The 20,344-nt window shown below is 65.7% G+C and carries 16 protein-coding genes and 1 riboswitch; of the genes, 6 read left to right on the forward strand and 10 right to left on the reverse strand.

Features of this window, described 5'->3' with window-relative positions:
• Positions 1-352 precede the first annotated feature (352 nt).
• A complete protein-coding gene (locus tag GUY30_RS15970; protein ID WP_167199716.1) occupies positions 353-868 on the forward strand; it encodes an SLAC1 family transporter in 516 nt (171 codons plus the stop codon).
• Positions 869-908: 40 nt separating this feature from the next.
• Positions 909-1,988, forward strand: a complete 1,080-nt coding sequence (locus GUY30_RS15975; protein WP_167199721.1) for a tellurite resistance/C4-dicarboxylate transporter family protein — start codon at positions 909-911, stop codon at positions 1,986-1,988.
• Between the two features lie 180 nt (positions 1,989-2,168).
• Here the strand turns inward: GUY30_RS15975 and GUY30_RS15980 are convergent, their stop codons facing one another.
• The 4 genes from GUY30_RS15980 to GUY30_RS15995 all read right to left on the reverse strand — a co-directional run bounded on the left by GUY30_RS15980 (position 2,169) and on the right by GUY30_RS15995 (position 5,749).
• Positions 2,169-2,747, reverse strand: a complete 579-nt coding sequence (locus tag GUY30_RS15980; protein ID WP_152609701.1) for a DUF805 domain-containing protein — start codon at positions 2,745-2,747, stop codon at positions 2,169-2,171.
• Positions 2,748-2,849: 102 nt separating this feature from the next.
• The gene (locus tag GUY30_RS15985; protein ID WP_228281473.1) at positions 2,850-3,416 is read right to left on the reverse strand and encodes a DUF805 domain-containing protein; all 567 of its coding nucleotides are present in this window, start codon (positions 3,414-3,416) and stop codon (positions 2,850-2,852) included.
• A gap of 371 nt (positions 3,417-3,787) precedes the next feature.
• Positions 3,788-5,107 carry an MFS transporter gene (locus GUY30_RS15990; protein ID WP_167199724.1) on the reverse strand — a complete coding sequence of 440 codons (1,320 nt, stop codon included), beginning with the start codon at positions 5,105-5,107 and terminating at the stop codon, positions 3,788-3,790.
• Between the two features lie 102 nt (positions 5,108-5,209).
• Complete coding sequence (locus tag GUY30_RS15995) at positions 5,210-5,749, reverse strand: MarR family winged helix-turn-helix transcriptional regulator (protein WP_082019106.1); 540 nt, start codon at positions 5,747-5,749, stop codon at positions 5,210-5,212.
• A gap of 133 nt (positions 5,750-5,882) precedes the next feature.
• Positions 5,883-6,011, forward strand: a riboswitch (FMN riboswitch).
• Between the two features lie 114 nt (positions 6,012-6,125).
• On the opposite strand from GUY30_RS15995, the gene ribD reads away from it, so the two are divergent.
• The 4 genes from ribD to ribH all read left to right on the forward strand — a co-directional run bounded on the left by ribD (position 6,126) and on the right by ribH (position 9,805).
• Entirely contained in the window at positions 6,126-7,181 is a 1,056-nt protein-coding gene (gene ribD / locus GUY30_RS16000) for a bifunctional diaminohydroxyphosphoribosylaminopyrimidine deaminase/5-amino-6-(5-phosphoribosylamino)uracil reductase RibD (RefSeq protein WP_228281475.1), read from the forward strand.
• 116 nt (positions 7,182-7,297) lie between these two features.
• Complete coding sequence (locus GUY30_RS16005) at positions 7,298-7,960, forward strand: riboflavin synthase (protein WP_167199727.1); 663 nt, start codon at positions 7,298-7,300, stop codon at positions 7,958-7,960.
• The gene (ribA, locus tag GUY30_RS16010) at positions 7,953-9,245 is read left to right on the forward strand and encodes a GTP cyclohydrolase II (RefSeq protein WP_167199730.1); all 1,293 of its coding nucleotides are present in this window, start codon (positions 7,953-7,955) and stop codon (positions 9,243-9,245) included. Before GUY30_RS16005 ends, ribA begins: the two co-directional genes overlap by 8 nt.
• An 89-nt stretch (positions 9,246-9,334) precedes the next feature.
• Complete coding sequence (ribH, locus tag GUY30_RS16015; RefSeq protein ID WP_167199733.1) at positions 9,335-9,805, forward strand: 6,7-dimethyl-8-ribityllumazine synthase; 471 nt, start codon at positions 9,335-9,337, stop codon at positions 9,803-9,805.
• A 231-nt stretch (positions 9,806-10,036) separates the two neighbouring features.
• Here ribH and poxB read toward each other — a convergent pair whose 3' ends face one another.
• The 6 genes from poxB to GUY30_RS16045 form a co-directional block, all read right to left on the reverse strand.
• Positions 10,037-11,752 (reverse strand): ubiquinone-dependent pyruvate dehydrogenase, encoded by a 1,716-nt coding sequence (poxB, locus tag GUY30_RS16020; RefSeq protein WP_167199737.1) that lies wholly within the window; start codon positions 11,750-11,752, stop codon positions 10,037-10,039.
• Between the two features lie 226 nt (positions 11,753-11,978).
• Positions 11,979-13,145, reverse strand: coding sequence for an MFS transporter (locus GUY30_RS16025; RefSeq protein WP_167199741.1), 1,167 nt, complete (start codon positions 13,143-13,145; stop codon positions 11,979-11,981).
• Positions 13,132-14,481: a Wadjet anti-phage system protein JetD domain-containing protein gene (locus GUY30_RS16030; RefSeq protein WP_167199744.1), complete on the reverse strand. Its 1,350-nt coding sequence runs from the start codon at positions 14,479-14,481 to the stop codon at positions 13,132-13,134. The genes GUY30_RS16025 and GUY30_RS16030 overlap by 14 nt, the downstream gene beginning before the upstream one ends.
• On the reverse strand, positions 14,478-18,080 hold the full coding sequence (locus GUY30_RS16035) for an ATP-binding protein (RefSeq protein ID WP_228281476.1): 3,603 nt from the start codon (positions 18,078-18,080) through the stop codon (positions 14,478-14,480). Before GUY30_RS16035 ends, GUY30_RS16030 begins: the two co-directional genes overlap by 4 nt.
• Positions 18,077-18,802 carry a DUF4194 domain-containing protein gene (locus GUY30_RS16040; RefSeq protein WP_167199747.1) on the reverse strand — a complete coding sequence of 242 codons (726 nt, stop codon included), beginning with the start codon at positions 18,800-18,802 and terminating at the stop codon, positions 18,077-18,079. Before GUY30_RS16040 ends, GUY30_RS16035 begins: the two co-directional genes overlap by 4 nt.
• A complete protein-coding gene (locus GUY30_RS16045) occupies positions 18,799-20,262 on the reverse strand; it encodes a DUF3375 domain-containing protein (RefSeq protein WP_167199750.1) in 1,464 nt (487 codons plus the stop codon). The genes GUY30_RS16040 and GUY30_RS16045 overlap by 4 nt, the downstream gene beginning before the upstream one ends.
• Positions 20,263-20,344: the final 82 nt, after the last annotated feature.

The following is a 20,344-nucleotide window of genomic DNA, read 5'->3' on the forward strand; positions in this document are numbered from 1 at the left end:
GCAGAATACGCCACTACCTGCGCACGGGTGTATGGAGCGGGCGACTCCATTCGAAGTTACCCGATGGTAACACCAGTGAATTATCTCATGGATCTGCTGCGAGAGTCAGGTCCGAGTACCGAGATGTCAGGAAACGCACACCGGCCTTCTGGGGAGGGGCCGTCGGGTGGCCATTCGGGCGGGCTGGCCGAGGCCTTTCGGCCGACCTTTCGAGGGCGGCCTCTCGGTCGGCTCTCTAGGTCGGCCGGCCGAAGCCTCCGGGAGTGTATCCGGAGCGCGGATGCAGGGGGTGTAGTCGTAATATCGAAGACGTCGATGTCTCTCGACACACGACGACGAGAATGAGGAGCGGATGAGCGCGGCCGATCGCTGCCTCACCGGACTGCACAGAAGGTGGGGCCTGAGCCCTTCGACACTGGCTCCCGGGTGCTTCGCCTCGGTGATGGCGACCGGGATCGTGTCGATCGGTGCCGAGCTCAAGGGGCTGCATCTGCTGTCCGTCGCTCTGTTCTGGCTTGCCGTCGCACTCTACGTGTTCTTCATCGTGCTCACCGCGGTGCGGCTCGTCCGATATCGCGACGCCGTTCGCGACGACCTGCATGATCCGACCCGGGCGTTCGGCTTCTTCACCGCTGTGGCCGGGACGAATGTCCTGGCGACGGGACTCGTCGGATTCGGCATGATCCCGCTTGCCCTCGTCCTCTTCGGTCTCGGCGCCCTGCTGTGGTTGGTGCTCGGGTACGGGATCCCCTTCACCGCCATCCTCGGCTCAAGCACACGGCCGGTGTCTGCCGGCGTGAACGGCACATGGCTCGTGTGGGCCGTCGCTGCCCAATGCGTGGCCGTGACAGCCCCGAGGTGGTACTAAAGTTGAAATGAACGAAAGGGCAGATGGGGTCGAGGAGCGGATGAGTACAGCGGATCACGGTCGCATACAGCGGCACAGAGCTTGGGGGCTGAGTCCGTCGACTCTTGCGCCCGGGTGCTTCGCCTCGGTGATGGCCACCGGGATCGTTTCGATCGGCGCTCAGCTCAAGGGGCTGCATCTGCTCAACGACGTCCTGTTCTGGCTGGCCGTCGCCCTCTACCTGTTCTTCATCGCCCTGACTCTCATTCGGGCGGTCCGCTGGCGAGACGACGTGCGTGCCGATCTCCATGATCCGCGACGTGCCTTCGGCTTCTTCACCGCTGTCGCAGGCACGAATGTGCTGGCCACAGCACTGATCGGCCGCGGGATGGTGGGACCGGCGCTCGTCCTCTTCGCCATCGGCGCCCTGCTGTGGCTGGCACTCGGATACGGGATTCCCTTCACCGCTGTCCTCGGCTCGAGCGTCCACCCGGTTTCGAAGGCGGTCAACGGCACGTGGCTGGTCTGGGTCGTCGCAGCCCAATCCGTGGCGGTCGTCGCTTCGAGCCTCGCACTCGAGGCAGCGAGCACCGCGTCGGCCTCGGCGGGCTCCATCGTCTTCCTCACTCTGGCTGCTGTGCTCATGTGGGCCGTGGGGGTGGCTCTCTATGCCGTCTGCGCGATCGCGATCGGCGTGCGGGTGCTGCGGCATCGCGTCGGGCCCGACGACCTCGATGCACCGTACTGGGTGACGATGGGCGCCCTGGCGATCACGATCGTTGCGGGTTCGCGGATCCTCGAGCTGGAGAACTCTCCGGTCATCGATGCCACTCGCATCGTCGTCGGCGGATCGTCGACGCTGCTGTGGGCGATCGCCACCTGGCTCATCCCGGCCCTCGTCGCCGCGGGCGTGTGGCGACACTTCGTCCACCGCATCCCGATGGGGTACTCGGCGGGACTGTGGAGCATGGTCTTCCCCGTGGGCATGTACGCGGTGGCGAGCATCCTGCTGGGACGATCCGACGGCCTGCCGACGATCGAGTGGATCGGTCTGCACTGGTTCTGGGTCGGCCTGGTCGTGTGGGCGATCGTCTTCGTCGCGATGGCCTCGTCGTTCGCGCGGACCGTCCGGCGCTCCTGACCCTCCGCACCCCCTCGGTGAGGTGCGCAACGTCGAACCGCAGACACCACACCGCCCCGTTGGCTTCATTTCATACCGTTGCAACGGTGTGAGATGAAGCCAACGGGGCGTGATGGTCGTGCAGCTGTAGGAGCTGTCAGCAGTAGGGCGTGATGCTCCAGCCGTATTCAGGCACCGAACTCAGCGGTCGAAACGCTGCCCTTCGGGCTTCGGCTCCATGACCATCAGGACGATGAAGATGATCACGCCGAAGAAAGGAATCAGCAAGAGAAAATAGAAGGGTCCGGCGAGGTTCGCGTCGTGCAGACGTCGCCAACAGACAGCAATGTACGGAATGATCGTGGCCAAGAAAGTGACCAGCAACAGAATTCCGGCAGTGGCCATGAGGGCCGTCGCGCCGGCCGGAGGGGTTGAGTTGTAGGAGTCCCCCGATGCCGAGAGCGTGGCAATCGTCGACCCTGCGAACCCCAGAAGCATGGGAATGATTCCCACGAGGATCGTGAAGAGGTAAGCGAACCAGAACTCGCTGCGAGAAGCACGTCCTGAGAACTTCACGTAGTTCTTGAAGAAACGCTTGACGGCCTGACCGAAGGTCGCGCCGTAGAGGGGAAGCGAGAGGTCGTCGGGACTGGCGGCACCGCGGGGCGCTCCGCCATACTCGAGCCCGTCATAGCCTTGCCCGCCAGGCATTCCTGGGCCGGGCACGTCGGAGTCGGAGTTGTATGCTGCGTTCGCGTCGTAGGACATGGTGACTTTCATCGGTAGTGATTGCGTACAGAATGGTCGGCCAGCAGATCATCTCATCGGTGTCGATGAAGATGAAAAAGCTGGCCGACCATCAGCAATTCAAAGGCCGAGGAGTCAGACGTCGTAGCGCTGCCCTTCGGGCTTGGGCGGCATGAGGCACAGAATGAGGACGACGAGACCGCCGATACCGGTGAGCCACAGCAGGATGAACAGTGCTGAGAAATTGCCGTCATGGAGTCGACGGCAGATGATGGCGATGAACGGAATGATGGTGGCCAACGCGAAGATGCCCAACAGAATTCCGCCGATAGCCATCAGTGCGACAGCGCCTCCTGAAGGCGTAGCGTTGTAGGGGTCCACCGAGGCCATTGCGGCACCGATGATGGCCAGGATATAGGGAACGAATCCGGCAATCACGAGGAACAGGTAGGACCACCAGAACTCGCTGCGGGAGGCGCGGCCTGAGAACTTCACGTAGTTCTTGAAGAAGCGCTTGACGGCCTGGCCGAACTTCGCACCGTACAGCGGGAGCGAGAGGTCATCGGGGGTGGCGGCACCGCGAGGTGCGCCGCCGAAGCCCTGCCCGCCGTACCCCTGACCACCGGGCATTCCGGCGCCCGGTGCTCCTTGGCCGGGAGCCCCTGAACCTGAGTTGTATGCTGCGTTCGCGTCGTAGGACATGATGGCCTTCGTGATAGGGAGTGGTACAGAATGCTCACTGCTCGTCAGTGATCTCTCATCTGACTAACAGGATTCGCAAGAACAATTGTGCACCAGAATCCGCCCATGTCCCGTATTCTCGCGGTTCCAGATCTGCAACACACCCCCATCATTCACCTCTCCGTCATCGATCCGACACGAATAACGAGGCGTGAATCGACATAGACTCCGGTCACCATCGGCTCCCCCGGTCAGGCACCGCGGGGAACAGAAACGGTGCCCGAGGAACAGTTCCTCAGGCACCGATCCGACACTGCTCCGGTCAGCCGTATTCGCAGGTCAGGCATCCCGTCCCTGGTCAGGCGTCTCTCCCGGTCAAGCATCTCCCCTGATCAGGCATCGCCTCCGGTGAGGGCGTAGGCTTCATCGACAGGCGACTCGTCAATGTGCCCGTCGACCCTGCGAATGGCCTTCCAACCGATCGCGATGACGATGACGGCCAGGACGACGACACCCGCACCGAAGAAGTAGGGCGCACCCGCGCTAATCGACTCGGAAACCGATCCGGCAACGATCGGAGCAACGGCTCCGCCGATGAAACGGACACCCGAATACGTGCCCGAGGCGACTGGGCGGGGCAGATCGCTGACCTCCATGGCCGATTCGGTGAAGACGGTGTTGAGCACGCCGAGGATCATTCCGGCCACGACAATGCAGACGATGATGCCGACGAAGGATTCGACGAGGAAGGCCATCACGAACAGCAGAACGGCCAACGCGATGAGAGTGACGACGAGGCTGCGGCGGCGTCCCAGGCGCTTCGTCAGCAGCGGGGCGACGAAGACCGAGGTGATGGCGACGCAGAGTCCCCAGCCGAAGAAGACCCAGCCGAGTCCCATCGCTCCGAAGTCCTCGATACCCATCTTCGCTGCCGCGGCTTCGACCGGGAACGGACTGTAGGCCAGCAGGATGAAGAAGCCGAAGTTGTACAGCAGCGCGGCCACGCCGAGGACGAGGACACCGGGGCGCGCGAGTGCGCGGAAGGTTGCGCTGAGCCTGATCGGCTCGGGCGAAGTATGCAGTCCGCTGCCGGAGTTCTTCCCGGGCAGCAGAACGATGATGGCGATGAAGCCGATCGCCATGAGCACGGCGGTGCCGAAGAACGGCCCCCGCCACGAAATGCCGCCGAGCAGCCCGCCGAGCAGAGGCCCGGTGGCGATACCCACGCCCAGAGCCGCCTCGTAGAGGATGATCGCCTTCTCCGCGCCGCCGGAAGCAGCACCGACGATCGTCGACAGGGCGGTCGAGATGAAGAGCGCGTTGCCGAGTCCCCAACCAGCACGGAAGCCGATGATCTGGTCGACGGAACCGGAGAATCCGGCAAGAGCGGCGAACGCGACGATGAGGACGAGGCCGATGAGCAACGTGGTCTTCGCGCCGATGCGTGAGGACAGGAAGCTCGTGAAGAACATCATGCCGCCGGTGATGAACAGGTAGCTGGTGAACAGCAGCATCGACTGGGCGGGAGTGGCGTCGAGTTCAGCCGAGATCGCCGGCAGGATCGGGTCGACCAGGCCGATGCCCATGAAGGCGATGACGGCGGCGAAGGCGACTGCCCAGACGGCTCGCGGCTGATGGAGGATGGACGCTCCCGCCCCGGTGTCGCCGGGTGTTTCGTCCCCTGTGTTTTCGTTGTCTGCTGACGCTCGCATCTGCTGGTCGCGTCCCCTTTCGTGTGGTGCGTTCTGTTGTGAAATCTGGCCCGGCCTGACATCTGCTGACGACGCAGGTGAAGACCGCGGTGAGTTCGTCGGCTAGCTCGCAGGCGTGCCAGAGGCCGTATCCGGGCCCCCGGACTCGGCGGAAGGCCCATCCGCGGGCGCCTCGACCGACTCGTCCGCAGGCTCGTCGACACAATCGACCGGATGCCGATCCTTGAGGAAGTCCGAGACCAGCCCGAGCGCCCGATCGACGCTCTGGCGTTCCTCGACGCTCAGAGATTCGAAGTACGGCTGCATCTGGTCGATCATGATCGAACGGTTCTCGGCCAGGCGCGCCCGTCCGGCATCGGTGAGCGAGAACTGCGAGGCGCGCCCATCAGTGGGGCTCGCCTCACGGACGACGAGTCCGGCCTCTTCGAGTTTGGCGAGGAGCTTCGTCGCCGCAGGCTGCGAACTCAGATACCCTTGCGCGAAATGTCCGACCCGCACAGGCTGATACTGTTCGACGACCGCAAGCGCGCGCAGGGCCGCCAGAGAGTTCTCGTTGCCGATCACTCGCCGAAAGGCCCTGGTCAGTCGCGACGAGACGACGACAAGTCGCGATACGAGCTCACCTGAATCCACATCATCCATAACTTATTTATATACCCAGGTTATGCATTTCGACAAACCGGCCCCCTGCCCCGACTCCCCTGCCCCACCCGGTATGGGTCGCTCCGTGACGAACGCCACTCCCGCCTCGGCGAGGGTCATGCTAACCTGGCCTCACATGTTCCGGGGACGGTGAAATTCCGTACCGGCGGTTACAGTCCGCGACCCGCTCGCATTCGTGCAGGCGGTTGATTCGGTGAAATTCCGAAACCGACAGTCAGAGTCTGGATGGGAGGAGCATGGTGGCCTCGGCCGCTGTGTCATGGTGTACCCGCGTACACCGAGATCGGCATCCGACCGCCCTGATGGTTGCACCCGCAATATCCTCCCTCCCGGCTATGGCTCGGGAGGTTTTTTCATGGGCGCGCAGCTCACGGACCCAGCGGAGTTCACCGAACTCGAATCCGCGGCGATGACCGCCGCCCTCAACGCTGCCCGCGAAGGGTTCCGCGGAGCGAATCCGCTGGTGGGCGCCGCGATCCTGACCGACGACGGCACGACCGTCACCGGTCATCACGGCGGTGCCGGCACGCCCCACGCCGAGGTCGACGTCATCACCACCTCCCATGACCTCGGCATCGACCTGAGCACCGCGACCCTGCTGGTCACCCTCGAACCCTGCTCCCACCAGGGACGGACCGGGCCGTGCACCGAAGCCATCCGCGCCGCCGGAATCCCCTCCGTCATCTTCGCCTCCCCCGACCCGAATCCGCTGGCCTCCGGTGGGGGTGAGATCCTCGCCGAGTCGGGGCTCACCGTGCGCTCGGGACTGCACTTGGAGGACTCCCGCGACCTGAACGCCCGGTGGCTGCGCGCGATGAACGACGCCCGTCCTTTCGTCACGGTGAAGATCGCGCAGAGCCTCGACGGAGCCGTCGCCGCCGCCGATGGGACCAGCCAATGGATCACCTCGCAGGAGTCCCGGGCGCACGCGCATGAGATCCGCTCCCGCGTCGACGCCATCCTCGTCGGCACCGGCACGGCACTGTCCGACGATCCGCGGCTCAACGCCCGCGGGTCTGATGGGATGGAGCTTGAGCACCAGCCGCGCCCCGTCGTGCTCGGCACCACCGAGCTGCCAGCCGAATCGTTCCTCGCGCTCAATCCCGACACTCTGCACCTTCGCACCCATGACATCGGCGAGGCCGTGGACCGTCTGTACTCCGAGGGGGCCCGCCACCTCCTCGTCGAGGGCGGGCCACGGGTCCTCGCCGCCTTCTTCGCCGCCGGGTTCGTCGACGAGGTCTTCTGCTATCAGGCTCCGCTGCTCCTCGGGCAGGGCCGGAACAGCGTGGACGGACTCGACATCGGCACCTTGGCCGACGCACTGCGTCTGAGCCTCGACGACACCGAGGTTCCTGCCGTCTCCCGGCTCGGCCCCGACGTCCTGCTCCACTTCGTCACCGCGACCTAGCCGAACGCGCACCGCACGGCGGCCCACCTCGGGGGCATCGCTCAAACCCACACACTCAGCCATCACCGACTCAGCACCACCGACTCAGCACCAGCTGCTCAGCACTTTGGAGGCACATGTTCACCGGAATCATCGAAGGACTCGGCACCGTCGAGACCATCGACTACACGAACGATTCGGCCACGATCACCATCGACGCCGGGGCACTCGTCGCCGATCTCGAACTCGGCGGCTCTCTGGCCGTCAACGGAGTCTGCCTGACGTCCACGAGACGCCCCGCCGAGCAGGCGCCGGGACTCTTCACCGCTGAGGTGATGGGCGAGACTCTGCGCCTGACAGGTCTCGGCACCCTGGGCACCGGCGACCGGGTCAACCTGGAACGCTGCACTCCCGCCTCGGGGCGTTTCGACGGCCACGTCGTGCAAGGTCACGTCGACGGCCGCGGCGAACTCATCGACCGCACCGACAGGGCAGACTGGTCGACCCTGCGCATCGCGATTCCGGCCGACCTCGCTCCGCTGACTGCGGTGAAGGGGTCCATCGCGGTCAACGGGGTGTCGCTGACGCTGACCGCCGTCTCGGAGCCGACCGGTCCTGCCTCCTGGGTCGAGGTCGGACTCATCCCGGCCACCCTCTCGCACACGACCTTCGGCGAACTCGAGGTCGGCGCGGCGGTGAACATCGAGGTCGACGTGCTCGCGAAGTACACCGCCCGCCTCCTGTCCTTCTCACCATCTCAGACGCACAACAGCACTCAGCAAGGAGTCGATCATGACTGAATCAGTCGCTCACGAAAGCCGCCTCGATTCGATCGCGGACGCCATCGCCGCCGTCGTCGCCGCTGGCCGCCCCGTCCTCGTCGTCGACGACGAGGACCGGGAGAACGAAGGCGACCTCATCATGGCAGCCGAATACGCTGATGCCGCGACGATGGGCTTCTTCGTCCGACACACCTCGGGCGTGATCTGCGCGCCGATGACCGCCGAGCGTGCCGCGGCCCTCAAGCTGCCGCCGATGGTCACAGACAACGAAGACCCGAAGGGCACCGCCTACACGATCAGCTGCGATGCCGTGGGGGTGACCACGGGAATCAGTGCCGCCGAACGTGCTGAGACCGGCCGAGTCCTCGCCGCCGCCGACCCCGACCCAGCGGCGATCTCGCGACCCGGCCACGTCTTCCCGCTGATTGCGAAGGGCGGCGGAGTCCGCGAGCGCCCGGGCCACACCGAGGCGGGCGTCGAATTCGCGCAGCTGGCCGGGGCGCAGCCGGTGGCGATGATCGCCGAGGTGGTCCATGACGATGGTTCGATGATGCGTTTCGACGCAGTCCGTGACTTCGCGGACGCCCATGACCTCGTCATGGTCTCGATCGAACAGCTCATCGCTTACCTCGATGAACGGGATGCGGGCGAATCGTCAGTGCAGTCCACCGCGGAGGTGCCGCTGCCGACGGAGCACGGGAGTCTGCGGGCCCGCGCATTCACCATCGACGGGCACGACCACCTCGGCGTGTTCGCGGGGTCGATCGACGCTGCTGACGATGGTCCGGCTCCGCTCGTGCGGGTGCATTCCGAGTGCCTGACCGGGGATGTCTTCGGCTCGCACCGGTGTGACTGCGGGGAGCAGCTCGATCGGGCGCTCGACCTCATCGGCGAACAGGGCGGGGCGGTGCTCTACCTGACCGGGCACGAAGGGCGCGGGATCGGGCTGAGCAACAAGCTTCGCGCGTACGCGCTGCAGGATCAGGGGTGGGACACCGTGGATGCGAACCGGGAGCTCGGATTCACCGATGACGCACGCGACTATCGTGCCGCGGCGCTGATTCTGCGCTCGCTCGGGCTCACCCGCATCCGGCTGCTGACGAACAACCCGGCGAAGACCGCAGCGCTGGAGGAACTGGGCGTCACGGTCGAGTCCGTCGTGCCGCTCGAGATCGCCGCGCGTCCGGAGAACACTCACTACCTGGCCACGAAACGGCAGCGGATGCACCATGCACTCACTCTGCCCGAGGTCACCGGAACCGCTCACGACGGGGCTGGTTCCGCCGGGGCAGTCGCCAGCTGAACCGGCGGCTCCGGCCGCTGGCACCCCATCACAGCGTTCGCACCAGAATTCATTTCGGCTCTTCGGAGCCCTGACCAAAGGACATGCCCATGGCTCATTCCGGAGCACCTGAACTCACCGTCGACGCCGCCGAACTGCGCGTCGCGATCGTCGCCGCCTCGTGGCACACACAGATCATGGACGGCCTCGTCGACGGGGCCCAACGCGCCGCAGCCGAGGCCGGTGCCGAGGCGACACTCATCCGCGTGCCCGGCAGCTTCGAACTGCCGGTGGCCGCAGCCCGACTGGCCCCGCACTTCGATGCGGTCGTCGCGCTCGGCATCGTCATCCGCGGCGGCACACCTCACTTCGACTATGTCTGCCAGGCCGCCACCGACGGTCTGAACCGCGTGGCCATCGACTCCCGCAAACCTGTGGGCTTCGGCGTGCTCACCTGCGACACCGAACAGCAGGGGCTTGACCGCGCCGGGCTCGAGGGCTCGCAGGAGGACAAGGGACACGAGGCGATGACCGCAGCCCTGGTCACCGCCCAGGCGCTGGCGCCGTACCCGCTGGGCTGAGCGGGTCCCCAGCCGGAGAGGCACTCAGGCTTGTGCCCTTCCCAAGGCTGCGCAGCTCTGCGGACCGCGCTGAGCCCAGGCTGCGCAGCCGATCGTGCTCTTCTCCAGACAGTGGTCGCAAACGGACATCTGCACCAAAACATAGGTCGCTATCGGACATTTCTGCGCGGCAGAAATGTCCGATAGCGACCATTCTTTGGATCCTGATGCGCTCCCGACCTGGGAACCAGCTCAGAACAGCTGGCGGAGGTTCGTTCGCGCCAGGTCGATGAGTTCGTCGCCCTTGCCCGAGAGCACCGTGCGGATGGCGTAGAGCGCGAAGCCCTTCGCCTGCTCGACGGTGATCGACGGCGGCATCGACAGCTCCTGGCGTTCGGTGACGACGTCGAGGACCGCGGGCCCGTCGTAGGCCAGGAACTCCTTGACGACCTTCGGCAGGTCCTTGGACTTCTCGACGCGGAAGCCCTTGATCCCCAGCGCCTCGCCGATGGTGGAGAAGTTCGGATTCTCGAGCTCCGTGCCGAACGTGACGAATCCGGCCGCTTTCATCTCGAGCTCGACGAAGTTGAGCGACGAGTTGTTGTACACGACCGTCTTCACCGGCAGCTTGTTCTGGGTGAGCGTGATGAGCTCACCGAGCAGCATCGAGAGTCCGCCGTCGCCGGCGAGCGCGATGGTCTGCCGGTCTTCGAACGCCGACTGCACACCGACGCTCTGGGACAGGGCATTGGCCATCGATCCGTGGCTGAAGGAACCGATGAGGCGGCGCTTGCCATTCATCGTCAGGTAACGGGCCGCCCACACCACCGGTGATCCGACGTCGGGAACGAAGACCGCGTCGTCATCGGCCATCTCGTCGATGAGCCGGGTGAGGTACTGCGGATGGATCGTCCGCTTCGACGGTGTGGCCAGTTCATCGAGATCCTTGCGGGTCTTCTGATAGTGCTTGGTCAGGGACTTCAGATGCGTGCTGCTGCGGTTGGCCTTGATCTTCGGCAGCAGCGCCTCGATGGTGTCGGCGACCGTTCCGACCAGCGGAATGTCGACCTTCGTGCGTCGCCCGATCTGGGAGCCGCGCACATCGACCTGGATGACGGTCGCGTCTTCTGGGTAGAACTGCTGGTAGGGCAGGTCGGTGCCGAGCATGAGCAGGGAATCGCAGTCCTTCAGCGCCGCGTAGCCGGAGGAGAACCCGAGCAGACCGGTCATACCCACGTCATAGGGGTTGTCGTATTCGACGAACTCCTTGCCGCGCAGCGAATGGACGATCGGAGCCTGAAGCTTCTCGGCGATGGCGAGCAGCTCGTCGTGCGCACCTTCGGTGCCGGCACCGGCGAGGATCGTCGTCTTCTTGCCCTTGTTGAGTGCCTTGGCAGCAGCTTCGATCTGGGAAGCGGCGGGAATCGTGTGCGACGGGTAGGACCTGACCTCCTCGGCGGCGGCATCGATGTCGGCCAGGCCGACGTCGCCGGGAATGACGAGGACGGCCACGCCGCGCTTCTCGATGGCTTCGCGCATGGCGATGCGCAGCAGGCGGGGCATCTGTTCGGCCGAGGAGACGTTCTCAACGTAGACGCTGCAGTCGCGGAACAGCTCGGTCGGATGGGTCTCCTGGAAGTAGTTCGAGCCGATCTCGTCGCTGGGGATCTGTGCGGCGATGGCCAGCACGGGGACCCGCGAGCGCTGGGCGTCGAAGAGCCCGTTGATGAGGTGGAGGTTGCCGGGTCCGCAGCTGCCCGCGCAGACCGCGAGTTCACCGGTCAGGGCGGCCTCGCCGCTGGCGGCGAAGGAGGCGGCTTCCTCGTGGCGGACGTGAACCCATTCGAGTTGCGGGTTGACGCGCAGCGCATCGGTGAATCCGTTGAGCGAGTCACCCGGGATTCCGTAGACGCGCTTGACTCCGCTGGCTACGAGGGTATCGACGATGTTTCTGGCGACGGTGGGCATTGACTTCCTTCCGTTGAAACATGGCGCCGGGGCGCTGTCGCGAACCCCGGCAGGTCTGCCCCACAGGTGGGGCATTGACCGCGCTTTCAGTCTAGCCCCGGTCTCTCCCGGTGCCGCTGTCCGATTCCTCACCCTCTGTGACAGAGATTTCCTCGCCGAGGCGGCTCTGAGGGAATGCGCGAATGTGCAGACTCCCACGTCGAGGCGGCCCTGATACCTGCACCCCTCACGTCCGCGCGGACAGCACGGTCGCCAGGCTGAGCAGCCCGGCCATGGCCACTGCCATCATCGGATACCCGCCGAGCACCCCGGCCAAGGCGGGCCCGGCGACCGGTGCCAGTGCCGTGCCGGCGGTGACCGGGGCGACGAAGACCCCGTTGATCGCACCGAAGTTCTTCGTCCCCCACCGGTCGGAGACCGCTGTGGCCTGGAACAATGTCATGCAGCCGCGGACGCCGCCGGTGATCATGGCTATGCCGATGAGCAGCCAGAGCGGGCCCGGCACGAAGGCGAGCAGCCACAGACCGACCGCTCCTGATGCGAAGAGGATGACGGTGCGTGCCCGAGCCGTGGTGTGCCGTTCCAACCACGGATATCCGAACCGTCCGGCCACCTGACCGAAGCCGACGAGTCCGAGCGCGACCGCAGCCAGACTGTAGGCGGCACCGCGTTCGATGATGAGCGGGATGATGTTGATCGTCACCGCGAAGAGAGTGAATGTGGCGATCGCAACCGCGATCTGCAGGGTGATGAACCGCGGGTGGCGGGTGACCTCGCGCAGCTCGGCCCGGCTCGGTTTCACCGTGGACGCGGCCGCTTCGTCGGTCCATGTCCGGTTGAGGAAGAACAGGTGCATCGGCAGCGCCAAGACTGCGAGCAGGCCGGCGAGCACACCGTAGGTTCCCCGCCAGCCGAGTTCGTCGATGAGCCAGGCGATGATCGGCGCGAACACCGTCGAGGCGGGTCCGCCGACGAGGGTGATCGTCGTCAGCGGCTTCGTCCGCTCGGCCCCGTACCAGCGGGTGACGACGGCGAACGCCGGCGGGTAGAGGGTCGCGGCCTGAGCGAATCCGGCGAGGATCCATGCACCGAAGAACACCCACAGGTTCGGGGCGACCGCGACCAGCCCAAGAGCGACCACCCCGATGGCTGTGCCCGCGCCCATGATCAGCTTCGGTCCGCGGACGTCGAGCATCCGCCCGACGCTCGGCCCCATGAGCGCGGAGACGATAAGCCCGACCGTCAGCGCCGCCGTCACCGCCGTATGGCTCCACCCCATGTCCGCCGAGATCGGGGTGACAGCCACCGGCAGCGAGTAGTAGAGCAATCCCCAGCAGACGAGTTCGGCGACGCACAGGGCGACCAATCCCCCGCGCGGCTTATCGGTCGTCATCATCGCCCTCACCGAGGCGGCTCTGTCCTTCCGTGGAACGTGCGGTTCCTGCAACGGTTCCTTCGCCGAAGTGATCCTGCGGCACCTCCCCGACCGCGGTGCGCAGCCGGTTCAGTGCCGCATCCCAGGGGATGCGCTCCTGTTCGAGACGGACGTTTCCTTCAGCGCGGATCCGGTCGAGGACGCGCCTTTCAGTGCCCGCGAGGTGTGCGAAGGCACCGGTGCTCGGTTTCGGTTCGTCGACCCAGAGGTCGCGGTGCTTGAGCAGCGTCGTTTCGTCCATGAGCACGGATTCGACTTCCGGCAGGTGACTGCGCAGTCGGTTGAGGATCGCGAAACCATGCGAGTCGAGGTCGCCCCAATAGATCACGCGGGCATCCCGAACCCACTGCAGGCGTGCCACTCCGTCGACGGCGTATCCGGATCCGTGCACGGCGACAGCTCCGGTCCAAGAAGGCATGGCGAGAACGGATTCGAGGTTTTCGAAGACGAAGACGATCCTCGGCGCCAGGGGCAGGCCGCTGAGCTGAGAGATCGGTGCGGTGATGTCGTCGAGGGCGGGAACGCCGTTTAAAGCAGGAGCCCCAGCTGTTCCGGAATTCGCCGTGGAGATCAGTGCCGGGTCGAGGATGCGCAGGCGCAGGCGTGGTTCCGCGTCGAGCACACTCACGGCATCGGCGTGCCCGATTCCGCCGAGCAGAGCGGTGACGAGACTGCGGTGGGTTTCGAACCATTTCGAGTCGACTCCGCGAATCGGCAGCTGCCTGGGGCGCAGCGAACCGACCGGGTGCGTGCGCAGCCAGTCGACGACGTCGATGACGATAACGAAAGCATCGTCTGTCAGGGAGAGGACCCGATTCGCCTGGGATCGCACTGCCGCAGCAAGAGAGTCGCCGTCGGAACCGTTCGCATCGACGTCGCCGGTCGATGCCGATTCGCTCGCCACGGGCCCGAGCCGATCGCGGATCTGGCGGGCCCGATCGCGCAGCTTCCGCCAGTCACGTGCGGTGTCCCCGCCGACGAAGGCGGCCACCTCATCGGAGATGGTCAGGCGCAGTCGGATGGGCACCCGCTGGCGACCGACCCGAGCCCAGCTGCGATCTTCCCAGTCGATCTCCAGCCCCGAGGCGGCTCCTGCCCTGTCCTCGACGGCCCGCCAGTCACCGGCCCAGTCGACGGCGGCAGACTGATCCGTGAGCACCTGCTTCTCCGTCGGCGCGTGGAGTGCGATCTCGACACGCACCTCGTCAACGGACTCCGCCGCCCACACGGCCATGGACGAGGTGAGACGCTTGCGCGCCTTCACTCGGGCCTCGGCGACGGAGAGCATGGTCATCGGCCGTCGGACTCCCCAGCCTGCTCCGCCGCTCCACGATCTGCCTGTCCTCGGTCCGCCTCGGCGCTCGGCTCATCCCCGAATTCGAGCTCGACCTCCCCGGCGACCCATGTCGGCCGATCCGATTCGACTACGTCAGCCTCACGCTCGGCTCCGGCCTCACCTGACTCCATGTCGTCGGACCCGGCAGCGTCACCAGCACCGTCACTATCAACCGCACCGCTCCCGTCACCGGCACCGTCGGTTTCGTCCCACACCATCGTCGAGGTCAGGGTCTTCTGCCGGCTCGGATTCTCGATCGAGGTCGCCGCACCCACATAGGGTTCGATCGTCTGCAGCAGCTTCTGCGGTGTCGCCAGCACCATGTGGAACCCGAACTCGATGAAGATGTCCAGAGCCATTCGGGTATAGCGGGTGTCGGCCTTGTCGAAGGCCTCATCGAGGATGATCGTGCCGTACTTCGAGATCGCCTCGTCCGGATCTGCGAGCTGATAGCGCAGCGCTGCCGCCAGGCAGAAGATCACGAGCTTCTGCTGCTGACCACCGGACATCGCCGCACCCGAATCGTAGGTGGCATGTGCGCGACCGTGATCGTCGATCTCCTCGGCGAGGAAGCTCACGTGCAGTCGTGTGTCCAGACATTGGGTCTTCCAGACCTTGTCGACGTGCTCACTGGAGGCGAATCGGCGCATCACCTCGGCGAGAGTGTCGTACTTCTTCTCCGCAGTCTCCATATCGTCCTCACCCCAGCTGCCGCTCGCCACCAGGCGGAGATCGGCGATGAAGGCGTTGACGGTCTCGGACCGGCGGGTCTTGACCTTCAGCCGCAGGTACCGGTCTTCGTCGAACTGCGAGCGCAGCAAGGAGGAATTGATGGGCGCGACTCGATCCTCGATCTCACGCGGAGCGGCATGGATCTCGTTGAGGAGTTCGCCGATGAGGTCTCGGGACCGTTGCTGCAGCAGCTCCCGGAACCGGTTCTCATGATCGGGCAGTCCGTGCGCGAGGATCTCATCGAGCATCGACAAGTAGGCGCGACGATCATCGACTTCTGCTGTGAGCTGGGACGAAACCGACGGCCATGCGGCCTTGAACTCCGCGGCCAAGCGTGTCACGGACTGACCGGCACGGCTGGCATCCGCCTGCGCCCGGTCCTTCTCCTCCTGCAGGACCTGCGAGACCTGCTGGCCCACCTCGGCGAGGTTCTCCCGCTTGATGCTGCGTTGGATCTTCCGGAACCGATCATCCAACTCCTCGCCGAGGTGGTCCTCCACCTCCGCGATGCGACCGGCGTTGACGTCGTCCTCGATCCGGGTGATGTTCGAGCGCAACCCCGTCGATTCTTCGTTCGCACGGCGTAGAGCGTAGTCGGCGTCGTTCCTCGCCTTCTCGGCTTCGTCCTTGACCGCCTTGGCTTCGCGTTCGGCTCCGATCGCCTGCTGCAGGTCCCCGTCGGCGTCTTCGAGTTCGGCCAGCTGCCGCTCGAGAGTCGCGACCTTTTCGGCCGCGCCGTCTCGGTCGACGTCGCGCCAGGACTGTTCACGGATGCCGGCGAGGATGCCGCGGCGCCGGTGTGCGGCAGCGGTTTCGGCATCAGCAGCCGCGACCACCTGTTCGGCCGCGGCCAGTTCCGACTGAGCATCCTTGAGGGATTCGACGAGGGCTTCGAGTTTCGCGTCGCGGTCGCCGAGGACCCATTGGCTGCGATCGTCGATGGCCCGCCGGTCGTCCTTCTCGTACCGGGTGCGTGAGGTTTTGACCTGGCCCTTGACGGTGACGGCGCGCGGATGGTCGTCGAGTTCGTCCGGGTGGTCGACACAGGCGAAGTCGAAGCGTTCGGACAAGGTGGTCCGGACCCAGTCGCCGAAGCCGGTATCGCTGACATTCACCTTGTTGACCAGCGACTTCTCACTGCCCACGGGGCGGGGGCTCGGCACTGAGCGCGGGATCTCCTCGAAGACGAGCCGGCCGCGGATGCGGTGGGAATCCACCCAGGTGCGCACCGCCGAGAGGTTCTCAGAACGGACGAGGACGGTCAGCGCCATGGGCCGCAGCACCCTCTCGATGGCACCCGTCCACCGGGACTCGTCGGGGTCGACTTCGATGAGTTCGGCCGCGAACGGCAGCGCTTTCTCGCTCAGTCCGGTGCCGGCGGCGAGCTCGGACCTGATCGTCATGAGGTTGTTCGGCACGGTCGATCCGGACCGCCGCAGGGATTCGATCTCACCTTCGAGTTCGCGCACCTTTGCCCGCGCCTGGGAGAACCGGTCGTGGTCGGCGTGGCTGGGTCCGGCGACCTGCGTGTCGTCGTCGAGGCTGGAGGCGATCTGAGCCTGCAGTTCGGCGAACTCGGCGGCTGTGGTCGGGGCGTGCTCGATGCCGGCCTGCTCGAGCTGACGAGCCAGCCCAGACCAACGTTCGGCGATGGCGCGGCGTTCGGTCTCGGCGGTGTCGATGCGCTGCTGAAGGTGTTCGGCCTCGGAACCACCGAGCTCCAAAGTGGCCCGTCGGGCCCAGTCGTATTCGTCGACTGCGGCGTCGAAGTCACGCCCCACACGGTCGGCGGTGACTTCGAGTTCGACGATCTGCCTGGTCAGCGCCGAAAGGTCGGCGCGGAGGATATCGAGCTCGCGCCGCTTCTGGTACGGCAGCAGAGCTTCGCTGAGCGCGATCGACTTCGCGGCGATGTCGTTGGCGGTCTCGAAACGGGAGGCGGCTTCGCGCAGCTGCAGCAGATGATCGCGCTGTTTGCGCAGTTCGACGACATGGTCATGAGCGTCCTTGAGGTCACCGAACTGGGCGACGGCGGTCTCGGCGAGGTCGAAGGTCACCGGGCTTTCGAGCATATGTTCTCGGAAGAGCCGGTCGAGGCTGTCCAGGCTCTTCGCCGACTGTGTCTTGTGCAGAAGTTGGAGCGCGGACTCGTCGGCCATGCCGAAGGTCTTGCGCAGCCGTGCATAGAACTTCCCGTGGTGGCCGTTCGAGGTGACCACGGCATCAGGATGGTCGGCCTTGAGTTTGCGGGTTTCGAGTCCGGACCGGGCGTAGTGCTGCAGGTCGGAGAGGTCGAGATCGGCACGCTCGAGGACACAGGCGTCGGAGAGATCCGTCGTTTTCGTGCCCGAACCCTTGATGAAGAAGAGTCGGGCCAACGACAGGGGCTTGTCGCTGCCGTTGTCGTAGCGGAGGATGATTCCGCTCCAGGTGGCGCGCGGACGCAGATATTTGCTGACGACCCGGTCCTCTTCGGAATCCGCGGTGCGAGTCCAGGCCCCGCGGACGTAGCTGACGAGGCTGCGCTGGTCGAGGCGAGCGCCCGCGGTCTGAGCGGCGACGTTGAAGCGCAGCCACTTGTCCGGGGTGAGCACGGCGGCGATTCCGTCGAGGAGGGAGGACTTGCCCGAACCGGAGGGCCCGGTGATGAGGTGGCCTTTGTGGGAGACGGGGATGCGATGGATGTCGGCGTCGAAGGTACCCCAGTTCGCGATCTGGATCTCGCTCAGCCGCCACTGGCTGCCGACGTCGGGACGGTTCGCTCCGCGGGCGCGCGCCTGATCGGCGACGAAGGCCGCGTCGAGCGGGAAGAGTGCCTCGGTCACGCGTCGTCCTCCTCGGTGTCGATGTCGTTGACGGTGTCCTCACCGGCATCGACTTCGCCGGCGGCGATGCGCTCGTAGACGGCGATGAGCTCGCGCACGCGGTCCTCGTCGATGAGGAACTTCACCATCGGTGAGATCTCGAAGCGGTCTTCACCGGCTTTGTGGAGCACGCGCAGCCGATTGCTCATCCGCGACCATGCACCGTTGAGGTTGCGTTGGAAGGTCGATTCGTCACCGGTGCGGTAGATCGCAAGGCGTTCATAGACCTCTTCGCGGTCGACGATGACGCGCTTCTCCCCCGGCGCGGCCAACAGCAGCTGCCGGAGCACGAGCAGCATCGCCGTATCGAGGAAGGTGAGTCGTTCGCTGCGCACCGCCGCGGGTGCGTCGATCTCGTCGGTGACGATCTTGCGGGTGAACGCGAATTCGTCGACCCGATCGATGACGAGGTCGAGGAACAGGTCATGCAGGCGCGAACGGACGAGACCTTCGTCGGCGACGAGGGCAGCCCACAGCTGCGGACTCTGCGTCCCCGACACGTACGGTCCCTTGAGCAGTTCGAGCAGCACTCGGCGGGTTCGCTCTCCCAGCGTTCCGGTGTCGCCGGACCACAGACCGCTGGGGTTGTGGCTCAGGTCGTCCGCCCAATCGGTGGATTCCCTCGCCGAGGCGGCCCCCACCTCGGCGGGGACTGTGTCGTTGTCGTGGTCGGTGGGGCTCATAGGGTGATGCCTTCGGTGAAGTAGTGGCGGCGGATCGCGGCGGTGCGGGCGATGCCGTCGACGCCGGTCCAGGTGAGGATTTCGCGGTTGCCGACGTCGACGTGGCCATAGGTGCTGGCCAGCGACAACAGGCCGACGACGCTGGCGAGGCCCTGTGTGGCGGGGTAGGTGTCGAGCACTTCCGCGACGGAGGCCTCGTGGGCGGAGGTGACGACGGAGTTGATGTTCTCGGTGAGTTCGGCGAAGTCGATTTCGGATTCGCGGGCGACAGCGATGAGTTCGGCGAAGTCGGTCTCGGAGTCCGTGGCCTCGCCGAGTTCCGCTCCCGCGTCGAACTCCTCGGGGTCGTGGAGGACGACCTCGCCGACGCTGCCCAGTGAGACGCTGGAGAGTTCGAGGTCGATGCCGATCTCGTCGTAGGGTTTGAGCTCCTGCGAAACGGGCGAGGCCGCGGCGAGACCCTCCTGGAGGAGAGTGCGCATGACGCGGTCACGTTGGAATTCGTGGGAGTGGACGTAGCGGCGCAGGCCACGGGCGAACTCGGTGAGGATGTCCGAAACCTCGTGAGACCCGTCCTTCATCTGGCGCATCAGGGTGCGCAGGGAACGGCGGGTGGCCAGAGAGAGGGTGGCGGAGAAGTCCCGGTCGAGGATGGCGGCGATGTCGTCGTCGAAGGCCGCGGACTGTTCGGGGTCGCGGACGAGGGCGGAGAACGCCGAGAACGTCCGACCTTCGTCAGAGGACTCGATGAGGTCGACGCCGCGGAACACTTCGTCGAGCACTTGGGACTGGGAGTCCTCGGCGGCGAGGATCGAGACCCGCAGTTCCTGGTTGAGTTCTTCGAAGCGGGCGCGCACGCGGGCGAAGTCGGCGGGCAGCCCCTGCGCCTGCTGGAGGATGTCGGAGACGCGTTCGTTCGCGCGGCGCCTGTCGAGGACGACTGAGCGCGGATCGCCGCGGCGCACGCGAGCGATCTCGGCGTCGATGCGGTCGCGTTCGGCACGCAAGGAGGCGAGGCGGCGAGAGCTGTCCGGGTCGGTGTCGATGGCCAGCTGTCGCACGGATTGGGCGAGGCTGACCAGCCGGGATTCGGTGGCGGTCTGTGGTGGGGTGCGCAGCTGCTCGAGCATGCGGATGGCATCGAAGCCGGCGGCGGAGAGTTCGTAGGTTTCGCCTCTGGCGGCGGTGGCGGGACGACGGACGAGGATTTCGGCGCGACGCCAGTCATCGCAGTACGCCTTCGCTGTCCGCAGCGAGAGGTCGAAGTGGTCGCGGAGCTCTTCGAGGTCAGCGTCGATGCTTTCGTGCAGATCCTCGGTGTTCATCCTGGTGCCGGGCTTGCCGAGATGAGCGTCGAGGGTTCCGGCCATGACAGCGAGGTTGTCGGCCCGGAGCATGCGCAGGGTGGCATTCGATTCGAGCAGTCGCCGGTAGGCGAGCGCGGATGACAGGGCGGACATAGGAACTATTCTCTGTGCCTTGGCGGGTGCGCGCCAGTTCGCACCACGGTGTCGGCAGCTCCGCGAGCCGAAGCCGGCAAGA

This window comes from Brevibacterium pigmentatum (assembly GCF_011617465.1).
GTDB classification, from domain to species: domain Bacteria; phylum Actinomycetota; class Actinomycetes; order Actinomycetales; family Brevibacteriaceae; genus Brevibacterium; species Brevibacterium pigmentatum.